This is a genomic window from Nocardioides sp. P86 (assembly GCF_023712465.1).
GTDB lineage: Bacteria > Actinomycetota > Actinomycetes > Propionibacteriales > Nocardioidaceae > Nocardioides > Nocardioides kribbensis.
Genome location: NZ_JAMAYE010000002.1, coordinates 911522 through 936021, shown reverse-complemented (window position 1 = coordinate 936021; position 24500 = coordinate 911522). Strand labels below are relative to the sequence as shown.

At 74.2% G+C, this 24500-nt stretch carries 20 protein-coding genes; 15 read left to right on the top strand and 5 right to left on the bottom strand.

Features of this window, described 5'->3' with window-relative positions; genetic code table 11:
* Nucleotides 1-115: 115 nt before the first annotated feature.
* The 6 genes from M3673_RS11870 (at nt 116) to M3673_RS11845 (ending at nt 6426) form a co-directional block, all read left to right on the top strand.
* On the top strand, nt 116-1456 hold the full coding sequence (locus tag M3673_RS11870) for a DUF6350 family protein (RefSeq protein WP_193661291.1): 1341 nt from the start codon (nt 116-118) through the stop codon (nt 1454-1456).
* Between the two features lie 20 nt (nt 1457-1476).
* Complete coding sequence (purN, locus tag M3673_RS11865) at nt 1477-2085, top strand: phosphoribosylglycinamide formyltransferase (RefSeq protein WP_251533863.1); 609 nt, start codon at nt 1477-1479, stop codon at nt 2083-2085.
* Between the two features lie 145 nt (nt 2086-2230).
* Nucleotides 2231-3811 (top strand): bifunctional phosphoribosylaminoimidazolecarboxamide formyltransferase/IMP cyclohydrolase, encoded by a 1581-nt coding sequence (purH, locus tag M3673_RS11860; RefSeq protein WP_193661289.1) that lies wholly within the window; start codon nt 2231-2233, stop codon nt 3809-3811.
* Nucleotides 3812-3929: 118 nt separating this feature from the next.
* Entirely contained in the window at nt 3930-5060 is a 1131-nt protein-coding gene (locus tag M3673_RS11855) for an MFS transporter (protein WP_251533861.1), read from the top strand.
* Between the two features lie 27 nt (nt 5061-5087).
* Nucleotides 5088-5939, top strand: a complete 852-nt coding sequence (locus M3673_RS11850) for a bifunctional methylenetetrahydrofolate dehydrogenase/methenyltetrahydrofolate cyclohydrolase (RefSeq protein WP_193661288.1) — start codon at nt 5088-5090, stop codon at nt 5937-5939.
* Between the two features lie 10 nt (nt 5940-5949).
* Nucleotides 5950-6426, top strand: coding sequence for a DUF3017 domain-containing protein (locus tag M3673_RS11845; protein WP_251533859.1), 477 nt, complete (start codon nt 5950-5952; stop codon nt 6424-6426).
* Between the two features lie 73 nt (nt 6427-6499).
* On the opposite strand, the gene M3673_RS11840 is transcribed toward M3673_RS11845, so the two are convergent.
* On the bottom strand, nt 6500-7486 hold the full coding sequence (locus M3673_RS11840) for a malate dehydrogenase (protein ID WP_056863850.1): 987 nt from the start codon (nt 7484-7486) through the stop codon (nt 6500-6502).
* A 103-nt stretch (nt 7487-7589) separates the two neighbouring features.
* Here M3673_RS11840 and M3673_RS11835 point away from each other — a divergent pair, with 103 nt between their 5' ends.
* The gene (locus tag M3673_RS11835; protein WP_193661286.1) at nt 7590-8324 is read left to right on the top strand and encodes a hypothetical protein; all 735 of its coding nucleotides are present in this window, start codon (nt 7590-7592) and stop codon (nt 8322-8324) included.
* 28 nt (nt 8325-8352) lie between these two features.
* Here the strand turns inward: M3673_RS11835 and M3673_RS11830 are convergent, their stop codons facing one another.
* On the bottom strand, nt 8353-9501 hold the full coding sequence (locus tag M3673_RS11830; RefSeq protein WP_227488406.1) for an MIP family channel protein: 1149 nt from the start codon (nt 9499-9501) through the stop codon (nt 8353-8355).
* A gap of 180 nt (nt 9502-9681) precedes the next feature.
* Between M3673_RS11830 and M3673_RS11825 the strand changes: the two genes are divergently transcribed.
* From M3673_RS11825 to M3673_RS11810, 4 genes are all read left to right on the top strand, one after another.
* Nucleotides 9682-11895, top strand: a complete 2214-nt coding sequence (locus M3673_RS11825) for an NADP-dependent isocitrate dehydrogenase (protein ID WP_193661285.1) — start codon at nt 9682-9684, stop codon at nt 11893-11895.
* Nucleotides 11896-12019: 124 nt separating this feature from the next.
* Nucleotides 12020-15625 carry an ABC transporter ATP-binding protein gene (locus tag M3673_RS11820; protein WP_193661284.1) on the top strand — a complete coding sequence of 1202 codons (3606 nt, stop codon included), beginning with the start codon at nt 12020-12022 and terminating at the stop codon, nt 15623-15625.
* 77 nt (nt 15626-15702) lie between these two features.
* Nucleotides 15703-16188, top strand: a complete 486-nt coding sequence (locus tag M3673_RS11815; RefSeq protein WP_193661283.1) for a hypothetical protein — start codon at nt 15703-15705, stop codon at nt 16186-16188.
* Nucleotides 16189-16318: 130 nt separating this feature from the next.
* The gene (locus tag M3673_RS11810; protein ID WP_193661282.1) at nt 16319-17584 is read left to right on the top strand and encodes an MFS transporter; all 1266 of its coding nucleotides are present in this window, start codon (nt 16319-16321) and stop codon (nt 17582-17584) included.
* Here the strand turns inward: M3673_RS11810 and M3673_RS11805 are convergent.
* Nucleotides 17557-18675, bottom strand: a complete 1119-nt coding sequence (locus M3673_RS11805; protein ID WP_193661281.1) for a GNAT family N-acetyltransferase — start codon at nt 18673-18675, stop codon at nt 17557-17559. The genes M3673_RS11810 and M3673_RS11805 overlap by 28 nt on opposite strands.
* A gap of 90 nt (nt 18676-18765) precedes the next feature.
* On the opposite strand from M3673_RS11805, the gene trpS reads away from it, so the two are divergent.
* The 4 genes from trpS to M3673_RS11785 are packed head-to-tail and all read left to right on the top strand — an operon-like array spanning nt 18766 to nt 21649.
* Nucleotides 18766-19824, top strand: coding sequence for a tryptophan--tRNA ligase (gene trpS / locus M3673_RS11800; protein WP_056863857.1), 1059 nt, complete (start codon nt 18766-18768; stop codon nt 19822-19824).
* Nucleotides 19825-19833: 9 nt separating this feature from the next.
* Nucleotides 19834-20361, top strand: coding sequence for a 2'-5' RNA ligase family protein (locus M3673_RS11795; RefSeq protein WP_193661280.1), 528 nt, complete (start codon nt 19834-19836; stop codon nt 20359-20361).
* Nucleotides 20361-21425, top strand: coding sequence for a YihY/virulence factor BrkB family protein (locus M3673_RS11790; RefSeq protein WP_251533857.1), 1065 nt, complete (start codon nt 20361-20363; stop codon nt 21423-21425). The genes M3673_RS11795 and M3673_RS11790 overlap by 1 nt, the downstream gene beginning before the upstream one ends.
* Nucleotides 21422-21649 carry an SCO4848 family membrane protein gene (locus M3673_RS11785; protein WP_056903686.1) on the top strand — a complete coding sequence of 76 codons (228 nt, stop codon included), beginning with the start codon at nt 21422-21424 and terminating at the stop codon, nt 21647-21649. The genes M3673_RS11790 and M3673_RS11785 overlap by 4 nt, the downstream gene beginning before the upstream one ends.
* A gap of 90 nt (nt 21650-21739) precedes the next feature.
* Here M3673_RS11785 and M3673_RS11780 read toward each other — a convergent pair whose 3' ends face one another.
* Nucleotides 21740-22483, bottom strand: a complete 744-nt coding sequence (locus tag M3673_RS11780; protein ID WP_056863861.1) for a succinate dehydrogenase/fumarate reductase iron-sulfur subunit — start codon at nt 22481-22483, stop codon at nt 21740-21742.
* Complete coding sequence (locus M3673_RS11775) at nt 22480-24489, bottom strand: fumarate reductase/succinate dehydrogenase flavoprotein subunit (protein ID WP_193661278.1); 2010 nt, start codon at nt 24487-24489, stop codon at nt 22480-22482. The genes M3673_RS11780 and M3673_RS11775 overlap by 4 nt, the downstream gene beginning before the upstream one ends.
* Between the last annotated feature and the right edge of the window lie 11 nt (nt 24490-24500).

The following is a 24500-nucleotide window of genomic DNA, read 5'->3' as shown; positions in this document are numbered from 1 at the left end:
CCGCCAACCCGAGCGGCGCGTCACCGGCGTGGCGCTCGCCACCCGCGCCGAGGGCCCGCGCCGCTCGGCGTGGGACCGACGCGACGCCGGGGGGCGGGGTCAGGATGGTCGGGCCATGACCTCGCTGCTGCCCGACTCCTCGACCGCGCGCCGCACCCCCGGCGCCACCGGCCGGCGCCCGGCGCCCGGCGGTGCCCACCGCCGACCGCTCGTGCTCACCGCCACCCTCGGCGGCGCCGTGGCAGCCGGTGCGACCCTGCTGGTGTGCCTCGCGGTGGCGGTGATCGGGTGGTTCCTCACCGACGCCGGCGCCCACGGCGAGCCGCACGACGCCCTGCGCGTCGGCGCGCTGGCGTGGCTGACGGCCCACGGCTCGGGCGTGGTGGTCGGCGGGGTCGCGGTCACCGCCGTCCCTCTCGGGCTCACGGCCCTGTGCGCCTGGTCGTGCTGGCGGGTCGCGCTGCGCGTCGGCGACGCGGTGTCGGGGCACGGCCCCGACGCCGACGCGATCAGCGACGGGGAGCGCGACTGGACCGTGCCGGTGGCCGCGCTGCTCTTCACCGTCGCCTACGCCGTGGTCGCGGTGGGGGTAGTGACCCTCGCCGCCACGGCGACCACGGCGCCCGCGACCACCCCGGTGCTCGGCTGGGTGCTCGGCCTGGGCCTGCTGGTGGCGACCCCGGCCATCGCGGTCGCCTCGGGCCGCGCCGCCATCTGGGCCCCGGCGGTGCCCCCGGTGCTGCGCCACGCGTCCCGGGTGGCGCGCCGGCTGCTGGTGACCTGGCTGGCCCTCTCCGCGGCGGCCTTCCTCCTGGCCCTCCTGGTCGACCTCGACACCGCCGCCAACGTGCTCTCCCAGCTGCACACCGACGCCGGCGACGCCACCGCCTTCTCGGTGGCCAGCCTCGCCGTGGTGCCCAACGCGGTGCTCTTCGCCGCCTCCTACCTCGTGGGTCCGGGCTTCACCGTCGGCGTCGGCACCCTGGTCTCGCCCTCCGCCGTCGTGCTCGGCCCGCTGCCGATGTTCCCGCTGCTGGCCGCCCTGCCCGACACCGGACCGACCCCCGCCTGGACGGTCGCCCTCGTCGCGCTGCCCGCCCTCGTGGCCGCGGTCGTCGCCGTGCAGGCCCAGCGCCGGGCACCGACCCTGCGCTGGGACGAGGGCGCGCTGCGCGGCTGCGCCGGGGGAGTGGTGGCCGGTCTCGTGCTCGGCCTCCTCGCCTCCCTCGCGGGCGGCGCCGTCGGCCCGGGCCGCATGCGCGACGTGGGCCCGCTGGCCCACGAGCTGACCGTCCACGCCGTCACCGCCTTCGGTCTCGGCGGCCTGGTCGGCGGGCTGCTCGTCACCGCCTGGCAGCGTCACCGGTCGCGCAGCCTCGACGGCGAGGCGCCGGCGCCCGTCGTCGGCCGCCCCTGGGCGTCGCGGCTGCGCCGCTCCCCGCGCCCGCGCCGCTGAACGCGGGCTAGAGTCCGGCCGTGTCCTCCCGTCTCGTCGTCCTCGTGTCGGGCTCCGGCACCAACCTCCAGGCCCTCCTCGACGCGTGCGCCGACCCGGCGTACGGCGCCGAGGTGGTCGCCGTCGGCGCCGACCGCGACGGCATCGAGGGGCTGGCCCGTGCCCGGCGAGCGGGGGTGCCGACCTTCGTCCACCGCGTGGGCGAGCACGCCTCGCGCGAGGACTGGGACGCCGCCCTCACCGACGCCGTCGCCGCCCACGAGCCCGACCTGGTCGTGCTGGCCGGCTTCATGAAGCTGGTCGGGGCGAGCTTCCTGGGCCGCTTCGGCGGTCGCGTGGTCAACACCCACCCGGCGCTGTCGCCGTCGTTCCCGGGCATGCACGGCCCGCGTGACGCGCTGGAGTACGGCGTGAAGGTCACCGGTGCGACGCTCTTCGTCGTCGACGCCGGCGTCGACACCGGGCAGATCGTCGCGCAGAGCGTCGTGCCGGTCGAGGACGACGACGACGTCGCGAGCCTCCACGAGCGGATCAAGACCGCCGAGCGCGCGATGCTCGTCGACGCGGTGGGCCGCATCGCCCGCGAGGGCGTGGTGGTCGAGGGCCGTCGGGTGCGCTTCGGCGGCTGAGTCCTCCTATGATGGGCGCACACGACTGGCGCAGGTGGGACCACCACCGGGGAGTGCCCCGCTCGATCCACGCGGGGGCGAGTGCATCGACCGCCTGGGTGCCCTCATCGACTCGACCGACGAACCGATGAGGAGCAACCCCTCCATGAGCGACATGCGCGTCCCGATCCAGCGGGCCCTGGTCTCCGTCTACGACAAGTCCGGGCTCGAGGAGCTCGCCCGCGGCCTCCACGAGGCCGGGGTGGCCCTGGTCTCCACCGGTGGCTCGGCGGCCCTGATCGAGGGGCTGGGCCTGCCGGTCACCAAGGTCGAGGACCTCACCGGCTTCCCCGAGTGCCTCGACGGCCGGGTCAAGACGCTGCACCCCAGGGTGCACGCGGGCATCCTGGCCGACCGCCGTCTCGAGACCCACGTGGCGCAGCTGGCCGACCTCGGCGTGGAGCCCTTCGACCTGGTCGTCTCCAACCTCTACCCCTTCACCCGGACCGTCGCGTCCGGCGCCTCGCCCGACGAGTGCGTGGAGCAGATCGACATCGGCGGGCCCTCGATGGTGCGCGCCGCGGCCAAGAACCACCCCTCGGTCGCGATCGTCACCTCGCCGCAGCGCTACGCCGACGTGCTCGCCGCCGTCGCCGCGGGCGGCTTCACCCTGGAGGAGCGCAAGGCGCTGGCCGCCGAGGCCTTCGTGCACACCGCGTCCTACGACGTGGCCGTGGCCTCGTGGATGGGCAGCGTGCTCACCGACTCCTCCCGCGGCACCGGCTTCCCGGCCTGGATCGGCGCGACCTGGGAGCAGGCCTCGGTCCTGCGCTACGGGGAGAACCCGCACCAGCCGGCCGCGCTCTACCGCAGCGGCCACGGTGCGGCCGGACTGGCCTCGGCCGAGCAGCTGCACGGCAAGGAGATGTCCTACAACAACTACGTCGACACCGACGCCGCCCGCCGTGCGGCCTACGACTTCGCCGAGCCCGCGGTGGCGATCATCAAGCACGCCAACCCCTGCGGGGTGGCGGTCGGGGCCGACGTCGCCGAGGCCCACCGCCGTGCCCACGCCTGCGACCCGGTCTCGGCCTTCGGCGGCGTGATCGCCGCCAACCGCCCGGTGACCGTGGCGATGGCCCAGCAGGTCGCCGAGGTGTTCACCGAGGTGATCGTCGCGCCGGGCTACGAGGACGGCGCCGTCGAGGTGCTCCAGGGCAAGAAGAACATCCGGATCCTGGTGTGCGAGCCGCTGGAGCGCGGCGGGGTGGAGACCCGCCCCGTCAGCGGCGGCCTGCTGGTGCAGGAGCGCGACTCCTTCCAGGCCGAGGGCGACGACCCGTCGGGCTGGACCCTGGCGACCGGCGAGGCGGCCTCCGAGGAGGTCCTCGCCGACCTCGCCTTCGCCTGGCGGGCGTGCCGCTCGGCGAAGTCCAACGCCGTCCTTCTGGCCCGCCAGGGCGCCTCGGTGGGCATCGGCATGGGTCAGGTCAACCGCGTCGACTCCTGCCGGCTGGCCGTCGAGCGCGCCAACACCCTCGGCGAGGGCGAGGACCGCGCCCGCGGCGCCGTGGCCGCCTCCGACGCCTTCTTCCCCTTCGAGGACGGCCCCCAGGTGCTCATCGACGCCGGCGTCACGGCCATCGTGCAGCCGGGCGGCTCGGTGCGCGACGAGCTCACGGTCGAGGCCTGCAAGGCCGCGGGCGTGACGATGTACCTCACCGGCACGCGGCACTTCTTCCACTGACCCCAACCTCCGTGCGCCTCCCCCGGGTCTGCTCCCACCCACCCGTCTCGAGCGCGACCTCGCGCTGCAGTGCGTCCTGTCGGCCTTCGCCACCGGCTCCTTCCTCACCGGCACCGCGGTGTTCTTCACCCAGGTCGTGGGCCTCTCGGGGGCCCAGGTGGGCCTGGGGCTGTCGGTCTCGGCGGGGGTCGCGCTGGCGCTCTCGGTGCCCCTGGGCCGGGTCAGCGACCGGGTCGGCGCGAAGCGGCTGTGGGTGCTCGCCTCAGTGCTGGAGGCCCTGCTCTACTTCTCGTGGCCGGCGGTCGGTGGCTTCGTGCTCTTCGTGGCCGTGCTCGCCACCCTCGCCGCCGTCGAGACCGCGGCGCGCTCCGCACGCGAGGTCTACCGGATCAGCGTCTTCCCCCGGGAGACCCGCGTGCGGGCGATGGCGTACATGCGCGCGGCCCGCAACGTCGGCTACACCCTCGGGGCCGGGGCCGGTGGCGTCGCGCTGGGCATCGGCACGCGCGAGGCGATCGTCGCCGTCCCGCTGCTCACCGGCGCGCTGCTGCTGCTCAACGCCGCGATGGTCTCGCGGCTGCCGTCGGTCGCCCGGCCGGTGGTGGTGCGGGGCCCGCTCGAGCAGGCCGGCCCCGCCGCCTACCGCAACCCCGGCTTCGTGGTGCTCGCGTTGTGCAACGGCGTCCTGGGGTCCAACCAGGTGCTGCTCAACGTGGTGGTGCCGCTGTGGCTGGTGGAGCGCACCGACGCCCCGCAGACGCTGCTGGCGTGGCTCTTCGGCACCAACACGGTGCTGGCGGTGCTGCTGCAGGTGCGCGCCTCACGGGGCTCCGACACCGTCGCGGGCGCGCTGCGGGCCGTGCGGTGGTCGGGGTGGGCCTTCGTGGCCTCCTGCCTCGTGCTCAGCGTCACCCACGAGACCGCGGGCTGGGTCTCGATCGCGCTGCTGTGGGTCGGCCACGTCACGATCACCGGCGCCGAGCTGTGGCAGTCGGCCGCGTCGTGGGGGTTCGCGGCCGAGCTCTCCGACCACCGCCGTCTCGGCGACTACCAGGGCGTGTGGGGCATGGGCATGCAGGTCGAGGCGATCGCGTTCCCGGCGCTCTACACCTTCCTCGCCCTCGAGGTCGGCACGCCGGGGTGGGCGCTCATCGCGGGCATCGCGGTGACGGCCGCCGTCGTCTCCCACCCCGCCGCCGGCGCCGCGCAGCGCCACCTCGAGCGCGTCGGCGCACCGGTCGGGCGCTGAGGCGTCCGCGTCCCTAGACTGGCGGTCGTGACGGCACAGAGGCTGGACGGCAGCGCCACGGCGGCGGCGATCAAGGACGAGCTGAAGGCCCGGGTGGCGGCCCTGCGCGAGCAGGGCGTCGTGCCCGGCCTCGGCACGGTGCTCGTCGGCGACGACCCCGGGTCGCGGTGGTACGTCGGCGGCAAGCACAAGGACTGCGCCGAGGTCGGCATCGAGTCGATCCGCGTCGACCTGCCCGCGACCGCGACGCAGGAGGAGATCGAGGAGCACGTCGCCCGCCTCAACGCCGACCCCGCGTGCACCGGTTACATCGTGCAGCTGCCCCTGCCGCGCGGCATCGACGAGAACCGCGTGCTCGGCCTGGTCGACCCCGCCAAGGACGCCGACGGCCTCCACCCGACCAACCTGGGCTGGCTGGTGCTCGGCACGGAGGCGCCGTTGCCCTGCACGCCGTACGGCATCGTCGAGCTGCTGCGCCGCCACGGCGTCGAGATCGCCGGGGCCCACGTCGTGGTCGTCGGACGCGGGGTCACGGTCGGTCGCCCGCTGGGCCTGCTGCTGACCCGGCGCAGCGAGAACGCCACCGTGACGCTGTGCCACACCGGCACCCGCGACCTGGCCGCCCACGTGCGCGAGGCCGACGTCGTGGTCGCAGCCGCCGGCGTGCCCGGCATCATCACCGCCGACATGGTCAAGCCCGGCGCCGCGGTGCTCGACGTCGGGGTCTCGCGCGTCGACGGCAAGATCGCGGGCGACGTCGCCGACGAGGTCTGGGAGGTCGCCGGCTGGGTCTCGCCCAACCCCGGCGGCGTCGGCCCGATGACGCGGGCGATGCTCCTGTCGAACCTGGTCACGATGGCCGAGAAGGCCACGGTCTGAGGTGACCCTGATGAGCCGGCCACAGCCCGCGGGGGAGGAGCAGCCCCCCGCCCACCTCGACGACGTGCCGCCGGTGCCGTCGGCCGAGGAGGTCGCGGCCGAGCTCGAGGCCGTCGCGGATCCCGCTGACCCGGCTGACCCGGCCGACCCGGCCGACCCCGCCGACCCGGCCGACCCCGCGGCCCCCGTCGGCGAGGAGCCCGAGGACCGACGTCACCCCTCCACCGTCGGCGGCCTGCTCTACCTCTTCGTCCTCGCTGCCGGTGCCACCGGAGTCTTCATCGCCTGGTCCGGCGACTGGCGCCTCGGCGTGCGCTGGATCGGCGGGGCGCTGGTCGGTGCGGCCACCTTCCGGCTGGTGCTGCCGCGACGCGACGCCGGCATGCTCGCCGTGCGCCACCGGCTGCTCGACTGCCTCCTGCTCGGCGGCGTCGGGGCGGTGCTGCTCTTCCTCGCCCAGACCATCCCGAACCAGCCGGGCACCTAGCCCACGAGGGCCCGCCCGGATCGCTCCGGGCGGGCCCTCGTGGGTGTGCGCGGGATGCTCGCGCGTCAGTGGCTCAGATGAGTCCGAGCTCGGTGACCGCGGCGCGCTCGTCGGCGAGCTCCGCGGTGGAGGCGTCGATGCGGGCGCGGGAGAAGTCGTCGATCTCCAGGCCCTCCACTATCGACCAGTCGCCGTCCTTCGTGGTGACCGGGAAGGAGGAGATGAGGCCCTCCGGCACGCCGTACTCGCCCTGCGAGCGCACGGCCATGGAGACCCAGTCGCCCTCGGCGGAGCCGTAGAGCCAGTCGCGCGCGGCGTCGATGGTGGCCGAGGCGGCCGACGCGGCCGAGGAGGAGCCGCGGGCGTCGATGATCGCCGCGCCGCGCTTGGCCACGGTAGGGATGAAGGTGCTCTCGATCCACTCCTGGTCGCCGACGACCTCGGCGGCGTTGCGTCCGCCGACCTGGGCGTGGAAGAGGTCGGGGTACTGGGTGGCGGAGTGGTTGCCCCAGATGGTCATGTGGCTGATGTCGGTCACCGCGGCGCCGGTCTTGGCCGCCAGCTGCGAGATCGCGCGGTTGTGGTCGAGGCGTGTCAGCGCCGAGAAGCGCTCCTGCGGGATGTCGGGGGCGTTGGTCATCGCGATGAGGGCGTTGGTGTTGGCGGGGTTGCCCGTGACACCGACGCGCACGTCGGAGGCCGCAACCTTGTTGAGGGCCTTGCCCTGGGCGGTGAAGATCGCGCCGTTGGCCGAGAGCAGGTCGCCGCGCTCCATGCCGGGGCCGCGGGGGCGGGCACCGACCAGGAGGGCGAGGTTGACGCCGTCGAAGATGGTCTCCGCGTCGTCGCCGATCTCGACACCGGCCAGGCCCGGGAACGCGCAGTCGTCGAGCTCCATGACGACACCCTCGAGCGCCTTGAGCGCGGGGGTGATCTCGAGCAGGCGCAGCTCGATCGGCTGGCCGCCGGTCAGCGCACCGCTGGCGAGGCGGAAGAGCAGGCTGTAGCCGATCTGGCCGGCGGCGCCGGTGACGGCGACCTTCAACGGGGTGGGGCTCACGAGATCTCCTTGACGAGGTCCTGGGGCGGTCTGGCTTCCGACGCTAGCAGCGGCGCGGGGCCCAGCAGCAGCGGGGTTCGCGCCCTGGGGGAGCATGGGCGCCATGCGTCTGCGCCGCGGCCGTCCCCCCGCCCACCCCTCCCGTCGCGGTGCGGGCGCCGCGGTGGTGACGCTGGCCGCCGTCGCCGTCCTCGGCGGCTGCTCCTCCTCGGCGCCGCTGAGCCCGCCGACGGGCGTCGACCTGCTGACGGTGCCCACGCCCACGCCCGACCCCGACGACTTCGTGGAGCGCGTCGACAACCCGTGGTTCCCCCTGGAGCCGGGCGCCGTCGCGACCCTGGCCGCGCCGACGACGCCGACCGGCGCGCAGGGCCCCGGGCTCGAGGTGACCCGCAGCGTGAGCGCCGGGCCCGACGTCGCCGGTGTGCCGACCACGGCCCTCACGACCGTGACGACGGGCCGGGGCGCGGGCGGCGGCCGCGTGGTCGACCTCTTCGCGCAGGACGTCGACGGCAACGTGTGGTGGATGGCCAGCGCCGGGGGCGGGCCCGACTTCGAGGCCGGGGTCGACGGCGCGGAGGCCGGGCTGTGGATGCCGGCGCAGCCGCGGTACGGCGACGGGTGGCTCGCCGTCGGGGGCACGGCTGGCACGCCCGTGGTCGTCACCGTGGTCGCGGTCGACCAGGACCTCGCGCGCCCCGGCGGCTCCTCCGACGACGTGGTGGTGCTCCAGGTCGAGAGCCGCAGCGGCACCCGCGTCGACTCCTACGCCCCGGGAGACGGGCTGGTGCGCAGCGACGCCGGTGAGGACGAGGTCGTCCTCACCGGCGTCGGGTGAGCGTCGAGCGGGTGGGTCGGCGGGTGGGTCAGGGACGGATCTGGGTGCGGCCGTCGCCCTCGTCGGGCCACTGCCCGCCGGCCTGACCGGCCTGACCCGTCTGCCCGGTCTGCCCGGTGGTCGGCCCCCAGCCCTGCTGGCCGGTCTGCTGGCCGGTCTGCTGGGGCGCCTGGGGCTGCTCGAGCGGCTTCCACTGCCCGGCGACCGGGTCCCACTGCCAGCCGTCCTGGATGATCGGTGCCGGCTCGGGCGCCCAGCCCTGCTGGCCCTGCTGGCCGCCCTGGGCCCAGCCGCCCTGCTGGGCGCCCTGGGACCAGCCCTGCTGGCCACCCTGCTGGGCGACGGGCTGCTGGGCCCTGGCCGGGCGGGAGAAGCTGAGGCCCGAGCCCTCGACCGGGTCGGCGTCGCGACCGAAGAGCGCGGGGTAGGCCAGGCCGCCGGCCACGGCACCGAGCAGGGGCGCCACGATGAAGACCCACAGCTGCAGCAGCGGGTCGACCCCGGAGAAGAGCGCGGGCCCGATCGAGCGCGCGGGGTTGACCGACGTGCCGGTCAGGGGGATGGCCACGAAGTGGATGACCGCCAGGGTCAGGCCGATGACGAGCGGCGCGAAGGCGGCGTTGACGCTGCTGCGGCGGTCGGTGACCGCGAGGACGACGAAGACGAAGAGCGCGGTGAGCACGATCTCGACCAGCAGCGCCGCCCAGAGGGCGTAGCCGGTGCCGTCGTCGCCCCAGCTGTTGGCGGCCAGGCTGGTGTCGAAGGCCTCGAAGCGGTCGTTGCCGAGCGCGAGCACGAGCAGCACGAGGGCGCCGATGATGCCGCCGACGACCTGGGCGCCGGCGTAGCGGCCGGCCTCGGCCCACGTCATCCGCCCGCTGACCGCGGCCGCGACGGAGACGGCGGGGTTGAAGTGCCCGCCGGAGACGCGTCCCACGGCGTAGGCCATGACGGTGACGGCGAGGCCGAAGGAGAGGCCGACCGAGAGGATGTTGGCGTCGCCGAACCCGCTGCTGCTGGAGGCCAGCACGAGCGAGCCGCAGCCGACCAGGACGAGGACGGCGGTGCCGAGCGCCTCGGCGGCCAGCTTCTGGGCGGGGGTGCCGTCGGGGGCGGAGGGTGCGGTGGCCGCCGGGGTGACGGCCTCCGAGGACGTGGGGTCAGGGGATGTGGCCATGCCCGGAGTCGTCCCCCCGCGGCGACCCGACCAAACCCGCCGGCGCACCCCCGACGGGGTGACTAGACAGCCGCCGGCTGACAGGCTGGGCGGGCCCGGACGGTGCGACCCGTGGTCGCCGACGCGTCGGGTATCTTGACATCAAGAATTCTTCCAGCTCCTGAGGAGTCGCCGCACACCATGGCCACCATCATCTACACGCACACGGACGAGGCGCCGCTGCTCGCGACGTACTCCTTCCTCCCGATCATCCAGGCCTACGCCGCTCAGGCGGGCGTCGAGGTCGAGACGCGTGACATCTCCCTCGCCGGCCGCATCATCTCGCAGTTCCCCGAGCGGCTGACCGAGGAGCAGCGGGTGGCCGACCACCTCGCCGAGCTCGGCGAGCTGGCCACCAAGCCCGAGGCCAACATCATCAAGCTGCCCAACGTCTCGGCCTCGGTGCCGCAGCTCAAGGCGGCCATCAAGGAGCTCCAGGAGCAGGGCTACGACCTGCCGGCCTACCCGGAGAGCCCGCAGACCGACGAGGAGAGGGAGATCCGGGCCCGCTACGACAAGACCAAGGGCTCCGCGGTCAACCCCGTCCTGCGCGAGGGCAACTCCGACCGGCGCGCCCCCGCCTCGGTCAAGGGCTACGCCAAGGCCCACCCGCACCGCATGGGCGCCTGGAGCGAGGACTCGCGCACCAACGTCGCCACCATGGGCAAGGACGACTTCTTCTCCAACGAGAAGTCGGTGGTCATCGAGGCCGACGACACCCTGCGCATCGAGCACGTCGCCGCCGACGGCACCGTGACGGTCCTCAAGGAGTCGGTGCCCGTGCTGGCCGGCGAGGTCGTCGACGGGACGTTCATGAACGTCGCCGCCCTGCGGCGCTTCCTCACCGAGCAGATCGCGCGGGCCAAGGCCGACGACGTGCTCTTCTCCACCCACCTCAAGGCCACGATGATGAAGGTCTCCGACCCGATCATCTTCGGCCACGTCGTGCAGGCCTTCTTCCCCACGCTCTTCGAGCAGTACGGCGAGCAGCTCGCCGCCGCAGGCATCTCGCCCAACGACGGGCTCGGCGCCCTGATGTCGGCCGTGGCCGACCTCCCCGACGGCGACGCCGTCAAGGCCGCGGTCGAGGCCGGCCTGGCCGACGGCCCGAAGCTGGCCATGGTCGACTCCGACAAGGGCATCACCAACCTGCACGTGCCCTCCGACGTGATCATCGACGCCTCGATGCCGGCCATGATCCGCACCTCGGGCCACATGTGGGGCCCCGACGGCGAGGAGGCCGACACGCTCGCCGTGATCCCCGACTCCTCCTACGCCGGCGTCTACCAGACCGTCATCGACGACTGCCGCGCCCACGGCGCCTTCGACCCGGCGACCATGGGCTCGGTGCCCAACGTCGGCCTGATGGCCAAGGCCGCCGAGGAGTACGGCTCGCACGACAAGACCTTCGAGGTGCCGGCCGCCGGCACCGTGCGCGTGGTCGACGGCTCGGGCGCGACCCTCATCGAGCACACCGTCGAGCCGGGCGACATCTGGCGTGCCTGCCAGACCAAGGACGCCCCGATCCGCGACTGGGTCAAGCTCGCCGTCACCCGCGCCCGCGCCACCGGCGCCCCGGCGATCTTCTGGCTCGACGAGCAGCGCGCCCACGACGCCAACCTCATCGCCAAGGTCCGCGAGTACCTCCCCGAGCACGACACCGACGGCCTGACCATCGAGATCATGGCGCCCGCCGAGGCCACGGCGTACTCCCTGGAGCGCATCCGCCGCGGCGAGGACACCATCTCGGTGACCGGCAACGTGCTGCGCGACTACAACACCGACCTCTTCCCGATCCTCGAGCTCGGCACGTCGGCCAAGATGCTCTCGGTCGTGCCGCTGATGAACGGCGGCGGCCTCTTCGAGACCGGCGCCGGCGGCTCCGCCCCCAAGCACGTGCAGCAGCTGGTCAAGGAGAACTACCTGCGCTGGGACAGCCTCGGGGAGTTCTTCGCCCTGGCCGCCTCCTTCGAGCACCTGGCCGGCTACGCCGACAACGCCCGCGCGCAGGTGCTGGCCGACACCCTCGACCGCGCCACCGGCACCTTCCTCAACGAGGACAAGTCGCCCACGCGCCGCGTCGGCGGCATCGACAACCGCGGCTCGCACTTCTACCTGGCCCTCTACTGGGCCCAGGAGCTGGCCGCGCAGACCGACGACGCCGACCTGGCCGAGAGGTTCACCGCGCTGGCCACCACGCTGGCCGACGCCGAGGACACCATCGTCGGCGAGCTCAACGGCGTGCAGGGCAGCCCGGCCGACATCGGGGGCTACTACCGCCCCGACGCGGCCAAGGCCGACGCCGTCATGCGCCCCTCGCAGACGCTGAACGACGCGCTGGCCACCCTGGCCTGACGTCCCGCCGCACCCGCGCTCCACCGGCCGGGCCGGTCCTGTCGTACGACGGGGCCGGCCCGGTCGTGCGTCGGGAGGAAAACCGGTCGATCGGCGTCGGTGCCGGCGCGTAGCGTGCGGGGCGATGACCAGGACCAGCCTCGCCGAGCGCGACACCACCACCCCGTCCGCACCGACGAGGCCCTCGACCTCCGACCCCTCCCGCCGCGTCGACTGGCGTCGCCTGCGGGGCCCGGTCGCCACCGTGGCCCTGACCGCCTCGGTCCTGGCGGCCCTCGGCCAGACCCTCGGCACCGTGGTCGCCGGTCGGCTCGCCGCCGACCCCGTCGTCGCCCTCGTCGGGGCGCTCGCGCTCTGCGTGGTCGGCGCGGCCCTGCTCGACGCCGTCGGGCGCACCCTGTGGGCCGGGGTGGTCGACCGCGCCGAGGGCGCGCTGCGCGCCGACCTGCTCGACGCGGCGCTGCACCAGCCGCTGGCCCTGCTCTCGGAGCAGGCGGTCGGCGAGGTGCTCGACCGCGTCGACGACGACACCCACGAGGTCGGCACCCTCGTGCGCCGCCAGGTGTGGGACGCGCTGCAGACCGCCTTCGGCGTGGTGCCGCTGTGGGTCGTGGCCGGGCTCACGTGGTGGCCCGCCTGGCTGCTCTTCCCGCTCTTCGCGGTGGCCGCGGTGCTCGTGGTCCGTCCGCTGCTTCCCGAGGTCTCGCGGCGCAAGGTCGTCGAGGAGATCGCGTGGACCGACCAGGCCGCGGCGATGGAGGAGGGGGTCGCCGGGCGCGACGACCTGCGCACCAGCCTGGGCCAGGCCCACGTCGTGCGCCGCTGCGCCGAGCTCTCGGCGCGGGTGCACGAGCGCCTCGACCGGGTGCTCCAGGTGGAGACCCGCGTGGCCCGGCGCGCCGGCGTCCTGCTGCACGCGCTGCTCGCCGCCACGGGCGTGGTGGGCGTGGCCCTGGTGGTCGACGGCGGGCTGTCGGTCGCCAGCCTCGTCACCCTCTTCCTGGTCACGACCCGCTTCACCGGTCAGATCGCCACGCTGGCCCAGCACCTGCCCGACCTCCAGGCCGGACTCGGCGCCCTGATGCGGCTGCGCCAGCTGCTCGACACCGAGCCGGAGCCGGTCGGCGGCGCCCCGGTGCCGACCGGGCGCCTCGACCTCGAGCTGCGCGACCTGCACTTCTCCTACGCCGAGGGCTCCTTCGCCCTGCGCGAGGTCGACCTGCGCGTGCCGGCGGGCCGCACGTGCGCCCTGGTGGGGCGCACCGGATCGGGCAAGTCGACGCTGGCGGCGCTCGTCTCGCGCGCGGTCGACCCCGAGCCGGGCACGGTCCTGCTCGGGGGAGTCGACGTGCTCGACCTCGACCTCCAGCAGCTGCGCGCCGCGGTCGGCGTGGTCACCCAGCGCACCGAGATCCTGGCCGGCACCCTGGCCCAGAACGTCGCGCTCTTCTCCGACGTGCCCCGCGCGCGGATCGAGGCAGCGATCGCCGAGCTGGGCCTCGAGCCGTGGGTCGCGGGTCTGCCCGACGGTCTCGACACCGCGCTGGGCCCCGGCGGCACCACCTTGTCGGCGGGGGAGGAGCAGCTGGTCGCCTTCGCCCGGCTGCTCGTGCGCGACGTGGCCGTGGTGGTGCTGGACGAGGCCACCGCCCGCATGGACCCGCTCACCGAGTCGCTCGTCGTCCGTGCCGCCGACCGGCTGCTGGCCGACCGCACGGGCCTGCTCGTCGCCCACCGTCTCTCCACCACCGCCCGTGCCGACCTCGTGGCCGTGCTGGAGGCGGGCCGTGTGGTCGAGCAGGGCCCGCGCGCCGTGCTGGCCGCCGGCCCGGGCCGCTTCCGCACCCTGCTCGACGCCGGCGGCGAGGACGCCCTGCAGGCCGCGCAGCCGGGGGACCCGGGGGGCCTGGGCCGGCCGGGCACGTCGGCGGAGTCGGCGGAGTCGTCGGGGTCGGAGTCGTCGGGGGCCCCGGTCGCGACCGCGGTGGGCGGGCGTCGGCGCAGCGGCCCGCCGCCCGCGCTGCCCGAGGTCGGGGGCGGGCGCAGCCTGGCCGGCGGCATCAGGCACGCCCTGGCGATCCGGCCCGCGTGGGGCCTGGTCGGTGCGGCCCTGTTCCTGCTGGCCTCCCTGACGGGGGCCTACGGCGCGGCCACCGGCTTCGTGTGGGGCCGCCTGGTCCAGGGCCTCGAGCAGGGCGACGCGACGACGGGCACGACCGTGGGCCTGACGGTGGTGCTCGTGGCGGCGCTCATGGTCGCGCCGCTCATGCTGGCGGAGGCCTTCCGCCGCTACCCCCGCTGGTGGATCGAGGTCATGCTCCGGGTGCGCATGGCGGTGCTGGTCGGGCAGACCGGCCAGGAGCGCCTCACCCGCACCCCGCCCGGGGAGGTGGTGGCCCGCGCCATGGACGCCGACCGTTTCGCGCGCTACGCCGACCGGTGGGTCGACTTCGTCAACGGCCTGATCATCATCGTCGTCACCACCCTGCTCTCCGGCAGCCCGCTGGCGGGCGCGGTGCTGCTCGCGGTGATGGTGGCCTCGGCGCTGGCCTCCTCGGTCGGTCGTCCGATCGCCGGGCGCTCCGCGGCCGCGTCGTCGGCGGCGCGGGCCCGCTTCGGCCGCTCCCTGGTCTCGGCCCTGGAGTCGAGCCGCACGGTCAAGCTCGCCGCGGCGACCCCGGCCGTGCACGCCCACCTGCGCCACGTCGACGGCGGACGCGTCGAGGCGGCGGTGCGCGAGCACCGGGTGCAGGCCGTGCTCGACGGCGTGCCGGTGGTCATGGTGCAGTGCGGCGTCGTGGCCGCCTGGGCCGTGCTCGTCGCGGGTGGCTGGGACCTCGCCACCGCGCTGCTGGTCGCCAACGCCGTCAACGGCTTCGACTGGTTCGGCCGGGTGGCCGGGTCGGTCATCACCGAGGCCCCCGGCACCCGCGCCTGGCAGCAGGCGACCAGCCGGCTCGCCGGCGGCGTCGACCTGATGGACCTGCCCCCCGGCGTCGACCTCGTCGCCGGCGCCGCCCCCGAGCCCGCCCCCAGCGACCGCGTGCCGCTGCGCCGTCTCGAGCTGCGCGGCGTCGACGCCGTGCACGACGACGGCACCCGGGGCGTCGTAGGGGTCGACCTGACCGTCGAGGCCGGCGAGCTGGTGCTGGTGCTCGGGCAGGTGGGCTCGGGCAAGTCCAGCCTGCTCGCCGCGCTGGCCGGGCTCGTCTCCCACACCGGCTCGATCCGGTGGAACGACGTGGAGGTCGACGACCCGCAGCTGTTCCTGCGACCGGGGCAGGTCGCGCACGTCGCCCAGGTGCCGCGGGTGCTCTCGGGCACCTTCGACGACAACGTGCGGCTGGGCCACGCCCGCGGTCTCGACCGCGCCGTCGTCGACGCGCGGCTGCAGGCCGACGTCGACGAGGCCGGCGGCCCGCACGCCGTGGTCGGCCACCGCGGGGTGCGCCTCTCCGGCGGTCAGGTCCAGCGCCTGGCCCTGGCCCGGGCGCTGGCCGCCGACACCGAGCTGCTGCTGGCCGACGACGTCTCCAGCGCCCTCGACGCCGCCACCGAGATCGAGCTGTGGACGGCCCTGCGCGGTCGCGGCACGACCGTGCTGGGCGCCACCTCCAAGCAGGCCGCCCTGGCCGAGGCCGACCGCGTGGTCGTGCTGCTCGACGGGGAGGTGGCCGAGGTGGGCCCGTGGCGCGAGCTGTCGTCGCGCTGGGCCCACCTGGCCGGCTGAGCCGGCGGCGGCCGGCTGGGTCCCCGCAGGTCTGGCACGCTGGTGGCTCCGCCCGTCCCGCCCGTCGAGGAGCCCCCGTGCGTCGTACCGTCCGCGCAGCCGACCGTGTGCCCAGCCGTGTGCCCAGCCGCCTGCCCAGCCGCCTGCCCAGCCGTCTGCCCGCCCTCCTGGCCGGCTGCGTGCTCGCGGCCTCGCTGACCGCCTGCTCCGAGGAGCAGGTGCGTGACGCGGCCTCCGACGCCGCGGGCGACGCCGCCTGCTCGGTGGCGCGGGAGGCGATGGGGCAGGTCGCCGACCAGGCCGGTGCGGTGGCCGACCGGATCGGCGCCGACCCCGCCGCCGCCGAGCGGGAGCTGACGGCGCTGCGCGACACCCTCGCCGCGGCCGAGGACAACCTCGGCGGGGAGACCAGGGCGCGCCTGGAGGAGGCCCGCACGGCCCTCGACGGGCTGGCCGCCGAGGCCGAGCAGCACGCCGAGGGCACGCCCGTGGACCGCGCCGCGGTGCAGCGCGAGCGTGAGCGGCTCAGCGAGGCCGTGCAGGGGCTGCGCGAGGTCTGCTGAGGCCGTGGACGCCTCCCGGCGTGAGACCTCTCACGATCCACGGCGACCGGCGTCCCAGGAATAGCCGCGGGCGCCGCCGGGGTTGGAGCATGGAGTCACCCCCGACTTGGATCGATCGAAGGCTCTCCCCATGACGACCCCCGCTCCCGCCCCCGAGCGCACCGGCGCCCACCCGCGCTACGCGCTGGCCGTGCTGGCGCTGGCCCTCGGCGGCTTCGCGATCGGCACGACCGAGTTCGTGACCATGGGCCTGCTGCCCCAGATCGCCGAGGGCATCGGCGTCTCCGAGCCCACCGCGGGCCACGTGATCTCCGCCTACGCCCTGGGCGTGGTCGCCGGGGTGCCGGTCCTGTCGTTCTTCGCCGCGCGGCTGCCCCGGCGCGGCCTGCTGGTGGGACTGATGGGCGCCTACGCGCTCTTCAACGTGCTCAGCGCCCTCGCGACCGGCTACGGCATGCTCACCGCCGCCCGCTTCCTCGACGGTCTGCCCCACGGCGCCTACTTCGGCGTCGCCTCGCTGGTCGCGGCCGAGCTCGCGGCCCCCGACAAGCGCGGCCGGGCGGTGGCCGCGGTGATGCTGGGCCTCTCGGTGGCCAACGTGGTGGGCGTGCCCGCCGCGACCTTCGTGGGGCAGAACCTCGGCTGGCGCGCGGCCTACGTCGGCACCGCGGTCATCGCCGCCCTCACCATGGCCCTCGTCCTCGCCTTCGTGCCCTCCCGCCCGGGCGACCCGGAGGCCACCGGCGCCAAGGAGGCGCGCGAGTTCTTCGGCTCCAGCCAGGTCTGGCTGACCATGGCGGCCGGGGCGATCGGCTTCGGCGGCATGTTCGCGGTCTACTCCTACATCGCCACCACCGTGACCGACGTCGCGATGCTCGGCTCGGGCACCGTGCCGGTCTTCCTGCTGGCCTTCGGCCTCGGCATGGTCGCCGGCACGTGGGTGGCGGGCGAGCTGGCCTCGTGGTCGGTGTTCCGCTCGCTGATCGTCTCGGGCGTCGGCTCGGGCGTGCTGATGCTGGCCTTCTGGGCCGTGGCCCCCTACGGCTGGTTCCTGCTGCCCGTGGTCTTCCTCATCACCGCCGTGGGCTCGATCCTCGTCGTCAACCTCCAGCTGCGGCTGATGGACGTGGCCGGTGACGCCGTCACCCTGGGCGCGGCCATGAACCACGCGGCCCTCAACGCCGCCAACGCCCTGGGCGCCTGGCTGGGCGGCGTGGTCATCGCCGCCGGCTACGGCTACCGCGCCCCCGCGCTGGTCGGTGCGGCGCTCTCGGTGCTGGGCGTGGCGATCCTGCTGCTCGCCTCCTGGCACGACAAGCGCGGCGCGGGCCGCACCCCCGTCGACGTGGGTGCCGGCGAGGAGCGCTCCTACGCCCCGGTGTCGAGCCGGTCGTAGAGGACGAGGTCGGCCCGCCCGTCGCGCACGAGGGCGCCGAGCCGCTCGACGCCGTAGGTGGTGAACCCGGCCTGCTCGATCACCCGCCGCGAGGCGGTGTTGCCGGTGGCCGCGGCGCAGCTGACCCGGCGCACCATGAGGTCGTCGAAGGCGTGGCGCGCCACGGCGCGCAGCGCCCGGGTCGCCACGCCCGTGCCGCGGGCGTCGGGGTGGGTCCAGTAGCCGATCTCGCAGGTGACGTACGGCGTCAGGGCGAACCACCCGACCGAGGCCAGTGCACGGTCGGGCTCGGCGGGGTCGACCACGGCCCAGTTCACCGCGCCGCCGGTGGCGAGCCGCTCGGTGACGTCCTCGAGCCAGGCCCGCGCGTCGCGGTCGGTGTAGGGCGCGGGCAGCTGCCCGAGCCAGCGCTGGCTCTCGGGGTCGCTGCACGCCTCGACGACCCGCGCGACGTCGGTGTCGCGCCACGGCCGCAGCAGCAGCCCGTCGGCCTCCAGCGTCGGCACCTCCAGCCAGCGGGTGCGCGGCCGGCGCGGGTCGGTGCTGCGCAGCGTGCCGACCCAGGCGTCGTGGAGCTCGCCGCGCTGGGGCAGCCACGCCCGCAGCGAGCCGTCGACCTCGAAGCCCAGGCGCCACGCGGTCTTGCGCGAGGCCCAGTTGCCGCGCTCGGCCCACCAGACGACCGTGCGCAGGCCCTGCTGCTCGAAGCCCCAGTCGAGGAGCACCCGCAGCGCCTGCTCGACGGCCCCGGTGCCGCGCACCCACGGGTGGGCGGCGTAGGCGACCTCGGCGCGGTCGCTGCCCTCCGGGCGCAGCGACGCGCTGCCGGCGTACCGGCCGTCGACCTCGACGACGAAGCCCCACTCGCTGCCGTCGGCCCAGCCGGCGGGCATGACGCGGCCCACGAAGTCCTCGGCCATCTCGCGGGTGTAGGGGACCGGCACGGTGGTCCAGCGCTGGGTGAGGGGGTCCTGGCACTGCTCGAGGCAGCCCTGGGCGTCCTCGGGGCGGTGGCCTCGCAGCACCACGGTCCGGCCGCCCTCGTGCGAGGTGAGGACGGGGGCGGCGCTCGGCGATGGTGGCGGGGTCATGGCGCGCACCCTGCCAAGCGGGCCGGTGCTCGGGCAACCGGGTTGTGGGGCCGGGGGAGGACCCGGGCCGGCGTCGGGGAGAATGGGCCCATGCCCGCCACGACCGAGCCGGACGTCGCCGTCCCCAGCGCCCCCACCGGGGGCGCGCGCCCCCGGGTCCTCTCCGGGATCCAGCCGACCGCCGACTCCTTCCACTTCGGCAACTACCTCGGCGCGACCCGGCAGTGGGTCGACCTCCAGCGCGACCACCAGCCGTTCTTCTTCATCGCCGACCTGCACGCGATCACCGTCGAGCAGGACCCCAAGGTGCTGCGCGAGCGCTGCCTGCGCGCCGCGGCCCAGTTGCTGGCCATGGGCGTCGACCCGGCCCGCTCGGCGATCTTCGTGCAGAGCCAGGTGCCCGAGCACGCCCAGCTCGGCTGGGTGCTGCAGTGCCTCACCGGCTTCGGCGAGGCGCGGCGCATGACGCAGTTCAAGGACAAGTCGGCCAAGGCGGGGGAGGGGGCCGCGTCGGTCGGCCTGTTCACCTACCCCGTGCTCCAGGCCGCCGACATCCTGCTCTACCGCCCCCACTACGTGCCGGTGGGCGAGGACCAGCGCCAGCATCTCGAGCTGACCCGCGACCTCGCCCAGCGCTTCAACCACCGCTACAAGAAGACCTTCCGGCTGCCCGAGCCCTACATCCTCAAGGCCACGGCCAAGATCGCCGACCTGCAGGACCCCACCGCGAAGATGTCGAAGTCGGCGTCCTCGCCGGCCGGCATCGTGGAGATGCTCGACGACCCCAGGGTGAGCGCGAAGAAGATCCGCTCGGCCGTGACCGACTCCGGCTCCGAGGTCCGCTTCGACCCCGAGGAGAAGGCCGGCGTCAGCAACCTGCTCACGATCTACTCCGCCCTCACCGGCGAGGCGGTCTCCGCCCTGGAGGAGCAGTACGCCGGGCGCGGCTACGGCGACCTGAAGAAGGACCTGGCCGAGGTGGTGGTCGACTTCGTGACGCCCTTCCGCGAGCGCACCCTGGAGCTGCTCGACGACCAGGCCCACCTCAGCGCCGTGCTCGAGCAGGGCCGCCAGCAGGCGGCGGAGGTCGCCGAGGCGACCCTGCGCGACGTCTACCAGCGGGTCGGGTTCGTCGCCCCGTCCCGCTAGGGTCGCACCGTGATCACGATCGGCGTGGCGGTGGCGATCCCGGAGCCCTGGGCCAGCGAGCTCCAGGACTACCGGGCCTCCGTCGGCGACGCCACCGCGGCCATGATCCCGACCCACATCACGCTCGTGCCGCCGACCGACATCGTCGACGGCGAGCTCGAGCAGGTCTCCGACCACCTGCGCTCGGTGGCCGACGGTCTCGACGGCTTCCGGGTGCACCTGCGCGGCACGGGCACCTTCCGCCCCGTCTCGCCGGTCGTGTTCGTGATGCTCGCCGAGGGGATCTCGCAGTGCGAGCAGCTGGCCGAGGCCGTGCGCCGGGGGCCGCTCGACGTCGACCTGAGCTTCCCCTACCACCCCCACGTCACGGTCGCCCACCACCTCGACGACGAGCGGCTCGACCGCGCCTTCGCCGAGCTCGCCGACTTCGAGTGCACCTTCGACGTGACCGACTTCCACCTCTACGTCCACGACGAGGCCCACGGCTGGCGCCCGCGCCACGAGTTCGTGCTCGGCGCCGGCGCGCAGGCCCGCTGATGGCCTCCGTCGTGCAGCGGGCCCAGGACGCCCTGCGAGGGCTGCGTCGGCGGCGCCCGGGCGTCGACCACGTCCTGCTCATGCAGGAGCACTACGGCGCGGTCAAGGCCGGCCAGCAGGCCGGCGCCGTGACGTACTTCGGGTTCCTGTCGGTCTTCCCGATCCTGGCCCTGGCCCTCTTCGTCGTCGGCTACGTCTCCCAGGTCTACCCCGGCGCCAACCAGGACCTGCGCGAGGCGATCGACCAGCTGCTGCCCGGGCTGATCGGCCAGGACGAGGGTCAGGTCTCGCTGGCCGACATCCGCACCTTCTCCGGCTGGGCCGCCGTCATCGGCCTGGCGGGCGTCCTCTACTCGGGCCTCGGGTGGCTCTCCGCCCTGCGCGACGCCCTCCTGGTCGTCTTCGAGACCCCCACCCGCGAGCTGCCCGGCTTCGTGGTGGGCAAGCTGCGCGACCTCGTGACCCTGGTGGTGCTGGGCTCGGTGCTCCTGCTCTCGGTGGCCGTGGCCGGCCTGGTGAGCGCGTTCTCGACCGTCATCCTCGATGCCCTCGGCCTGGGCGAGGAGCTGTCGTGGCTGGTGCGGCTGCTCACGGTGGTCTTCGGCCTGGCCGCCAACACGGTGCTGTTCTACGCGATGTTCCGGCTGCTGGCCGAGCCCCACGTGCCCGCGCGCTCGCTGTGGCAGGGGGCGCTGCTCGGCGCCGTGGTCTTCGAGGCCCTCAAGCAGCTCTCCGGGGTGCTGCTCGCCGCCACCCGCGAGCAGCCGGCGGCCCAGGCCTTCGGGATCGCACTGATCCTGCTGGTGTGGATCAACTACTTCTCCCGCCTCGTGCTCTACGCCGCGGCCTTCGCCTTCACCACGCGCGCCGCGCGCGCCGCCCGGGTCGCCGAGCCGGCCGACCCGGTGCAGGGCCCGCCGCTGGCGTCCGCGGGTGCGCTCGACGGCACCGCCCGCGCCGGTGAGGCGGCGGGCTCGCGGGTCCGGCCCTTCGTGGCCGGGGCCGCCACCGGCGCGGCGGCGCTCGCCGTCGTGCTCAGGACGACCAAGGGGGAGGACCGATGAGGTTCGAGCGCAAGCACGGCTGGCTGCTGGTGGGGGTGGCGGTGTGGAACGTCGTGACCTACGCGATGTTCACCCGCAACCTCTGGTCGGCGCACGCCTCGGGGGAGGACCGCCCGACCGGCTACTGGGTGGCCCACACCGTGCTGATCGTGGTCAACCTGGTCATCGCCGTCGTGCTGGGCCGCCTCGGCCTGAAGGCGCTGCGGGCCCGCGCCCAGGACTGACCGGCAGACCGGCACCCGCTCACGACGAAGGGCCCCGACCGCTCGCGGTCGGGGCCCTTCGTGTGGTGGTGCGGGGACTCGGTGGTGCTCTCAGTGGCCGTTGCGGATCGCCGTGCGCAGGTCGCGGTTGAGCTGGGAGATCACGTCGAGCGGGATCTCCTTGGGGCACGCCGCGGTGCACTCGCCGATGTTGGTGCAGCCGCCGAAGCCCTCGTGGTCGTGCTGGGCGACCATGTTGACCACGCGCTCGTCGCGCTCGGGCTGGCCCTGGGGGAGTCGGCCGAGGTGGGTGATCTTGGCGCCCATGAAGAGCGAGGCCGACCCGTTGGGGCAGGCGGCGACGCAGGCGCCGCAGCCGATGCAGGTGGCGACGTTGAAGGCCTTGAGCGCGTCGGCCTGCGGCACCGGGGTGGCGTGGGCGTCGGGCGCGGCACCGGTGTTGACCGACACGTAGCCGCCGGCCTGGATGATCCGGTCGAAGGCCGAGCGGTCGACGATGAGGTCCTTGATCACCGGGAAGGCGCTGGCACGCCAGGGCTCGATGGTGATCTCCTGGCCGTCCTTGAAGGACCGCATGTGCAGCTGGCAGGTCGTGGTGACCTCGGGGCCGTGGGCCTGACCGTCGATCATCAGGTCGCACGAGCCGCAGATGCCCTCACGGCAGTCGTGGTCGAAGGCGACCGGGTCCTCGCCCTGCTCGTTGAGCTGCTCGTTGAGCACGTCGAGCATCTCCAGGAAGCTCATGTCCTCGGAGATGTCCTGCACGTGGTACTGGTGCATGGCGCCGGCGGCGGTGGGGTTGGCCTGCCGCCAGATGTTGAGGGTCAGGTTCACTTGTAGCTCCGCTGCTTCATCTCGATGGCCGTGTAGAGAAGGTCTTCCTTGTGCAGCACCGGCTGGCCGGCGTCGCCGCCGAACTCCCAGGCCGCGACGTAGGCGAACTCGTCGTCGTGGCGCAGCGCCTCGCCCTCGTCGGTCTGCGACTCGGCGCGGAAGTGGCCGCCGCAGGACTCGCGGCGGTTGAGGGCGTCGATGCACATGAGCTCGCCGAGCTCGATGAAGTCGGCGACGCGGCCGGCCTTCTCGAGGCTCTGGTTCAGGCTGTCGGCGGTGCCGAGCACCTTGAGGTTGCTCCAGAAGTCGGCCTTGAGCTCGCGGATCATGTCGATCGCCTTGCGCAGCCCGGGCTCGGAGCGCTCCATGCCGCAGTACTCCCACATGATGTGGCCCAGCTCCTTGTGGTAGCTGTCGGCCGAGCGGGTGCCCTGGATGGAGAGCAGCTTCGCGATGCGGTCCTCGACGGACTTCTTGGCCTCGGCCACCGCCGGGTGCGACTCGTCGATCGGCGCGAAGGGCGCGTGCGCGAGGTAGTCGCGGATGGTGTTGGGCAGCACGAAGTAGCCGTCGGCCAGGCCCTGCATCAGCGCCGAGGCGCCGAGGCGGTTGGCGCCGTGGTCGGAGAAGTTGGCCTCGCCGGCGACGAAGAGCCCCTCGAGGTTGGACTGGAGGTCGTAGTCGACCCACAGACCGCCCATGACGTAGTGCACGGCGGGGTAGATCCGCATCGGGACCTCGTAGGGGTTCTCACCCGTGATCCGCTCGTACATGTCGAAGAGGTTGTCGTACTTGGCTTCGATGCCGTCCTTGCCCAGGCGCGCGATGGCGTCGGAGAAGTCGAGGTAGACGCCGCGGCGGAAGTCGCCGACCATCGGGCCGACGCCGCGGCCCTCGTCGCAGACGTTCTTGGCCTGGCGCGAGGCGATGTCGCGGGGCACCAGGTTGCCGAAGGAGGGGTAGATCCGCTCGAGGTAGTAGTCGCGGTCCTCCTCGGGGATGTCGCGCGGGTCCTTGTCGCAGTCCTCGGCCTTCTTGGGCACCCAGATGCGGCCGTCGTTGCGCAGCGACTCCGACATCAGGGTCAGCTTCGACTGGTGCTCGCCCGAGACCGGGATACAGGTCGGGTGGATCTGGGTGTAGCAGGGGTTGGCCATGTAGGCGCCCTTGCGGTGGGCCCGCCACGTCGCGGTGACGTTGCAGCCCATGGCGTTGGTGGAGAGGAAGAAGACGTTGCCGTAGCCGCCGGAGGCGAGCACGACCGCGTCGGCGAGGTGGGTCTCGATCTCGCCGGTGGCCATGTCGCGGGCGATGATGCCGCGGGCCTTGCCGTCAACCATGACCAGCTCGAGCATCTCGTGGCGGGTGAAGGTGGTGACGGTGCCGGCGGCGACCTGGCGCTCCAGGGCCTGGTAGGCGCCGATGAGCAGCTGCTGGCCGGTCTGGCCGCGGGCGTAGAAGGTGCGCGAGACCTGCACGCCGCCGAAGGAGCGGTTGTCGAGCAGGCCGCCGTACTCACGGGCGAAGGGCACGCCCTGGGCGACGCACTGGTCGATGATGTTGGTGCTGACCTCGGCCAGGCGGTAGACGTTCGACTCGCGCGAGCGGTAGTCGCCGCCCTTGACGGTGTCGTAGAAGAGGCGGTGGACGGAGTCGCCGTCCTCCTTGTAGTTCTTCGCGGCGTTGATGCCGCCCTGCGCGGCGATGGAGTGCGCCCGGCGCGGGGAGTCCTGGTAGCAGAACGACTTCACGTTGTAGCCGGCCTCGCCGAGCGTGGCCGCGGCCGCGCCGCCGGCGAGCCCGGTGCCGACGATGATGACGTTCAGCTTGCGCCGGTTGGCGGGGTTGACCAGCGCGTTGGAGAACTTGCGGTTGGTCCAGCGCATCGCGATGGGGCCGGTCGGCGCCTTCTCGTCGACGAGCGGCGCACCGGGCGTGTAGTAGCCGTGGGCGTCGTCGGACTGCTGCTGCGACGGCTGGTTGAGGTACGTGTCGGTGGTTGCCATGGAGGGGCTCC

What these genes read in the sequence shown, in the direction of transcription:
- M3673_RS11775 (WP_193661278.1), bottom strand. Translation starts at nt 24,489, where the DNA reads ATGGCAACCACCGACACGTACCTCAACCAGCCGTCGCAGCAGCAGTCC.
- M3673_RS11825 (WP_193661285.1), top strand. Translation starts at nt 9,682, where the DNA reads ATGGCCACCATCATCTACACGCACACGGACGAGGCGCCGCTGCTCGCG.
- M3673_RS11790 (WP_251533857.1), top strand. Translation starts at nt 20,361, where the DNA reads ATGGCCTCCGTCGTGCAGCGGGCCCAGGACGCCCTGCGAGGGCTGCGT.
- M3673_RS11870 (WP_193661291.1), top strand. Translation starts at nt 116, where the DNA reads ATGACCTCGCTGCTGCCCGACTCCTCGACCGCGCGCCGCACCCCCGGC.
- M3673_RS11830 (WP_227488406.1), bottom strand. Translation starts at nt 9,501, where the DNA reads ATGGCCACATCCCCTGACCCCACGTCCTCGGAGGCCGTCACCCCGGCG.
- M3673_RS11805 (WP_193661281.1), bottom strand. Translation starts at nt 18,675, where the DNA reads ATGACCCCGCCACCATCGCCGAGCGCCGCCCCCGTCCTCACCTCGCAC.
- M3673_RS11785 (WP_056903686.1), top strand. Translation starts at nt 21,422, where the DNA reads ATGAGGTTCGAGCGCAAGCACGGCTGGCTGCTGGTGGGGGTGGCGGTG.
- M3673_RS11820 (WP_193661284.1), top strand. Translation starts at nt 12,020, where the DNA reads ATGACCAGGACCAGCCTCGCCGAGCGCGACACCACCACCCCGTCCGCA.
- M3673_RS11835 (WP_193661286.1), top strand. Translation starts at nt 7,590, where the DNA reads ATGCGTCTGCGCCGCGGCCGTCCCCCCGCCCACCCCTCCCGTCGCGGT.
- purH (WP_193661289.1), top strand. Translation starts at nt 2,231, where the DNA reads ATGAGCGACATGCGCGTCCCGATCCAGCGGGCCCTGGTCTCCGTCTAC.
- M3673_RS11845 (WP_251533859.1), top strand. Translation starts at nt 5,950, where the DNA reads ATGAGCCGGCCACAGCCCGCGGGGGAGGAGCAGCCCCCCGCCCACCTC.
- trpS (WP_056863857.1), top strand. Translation starts at nt 18,766, where the DNA reads ATGCCCGCCACGACCGAGCCGGACGTCGCCGTCCCCAGCGCCCCCACC.
- M3673_RS11810 (WP_193661282.1), top strand. Translation starts at nt 16,319, where the DNA reads ATGACGACCCCCGCTCCCGCCCCCGAGCGCACCGGCGCCCACCCGCGC.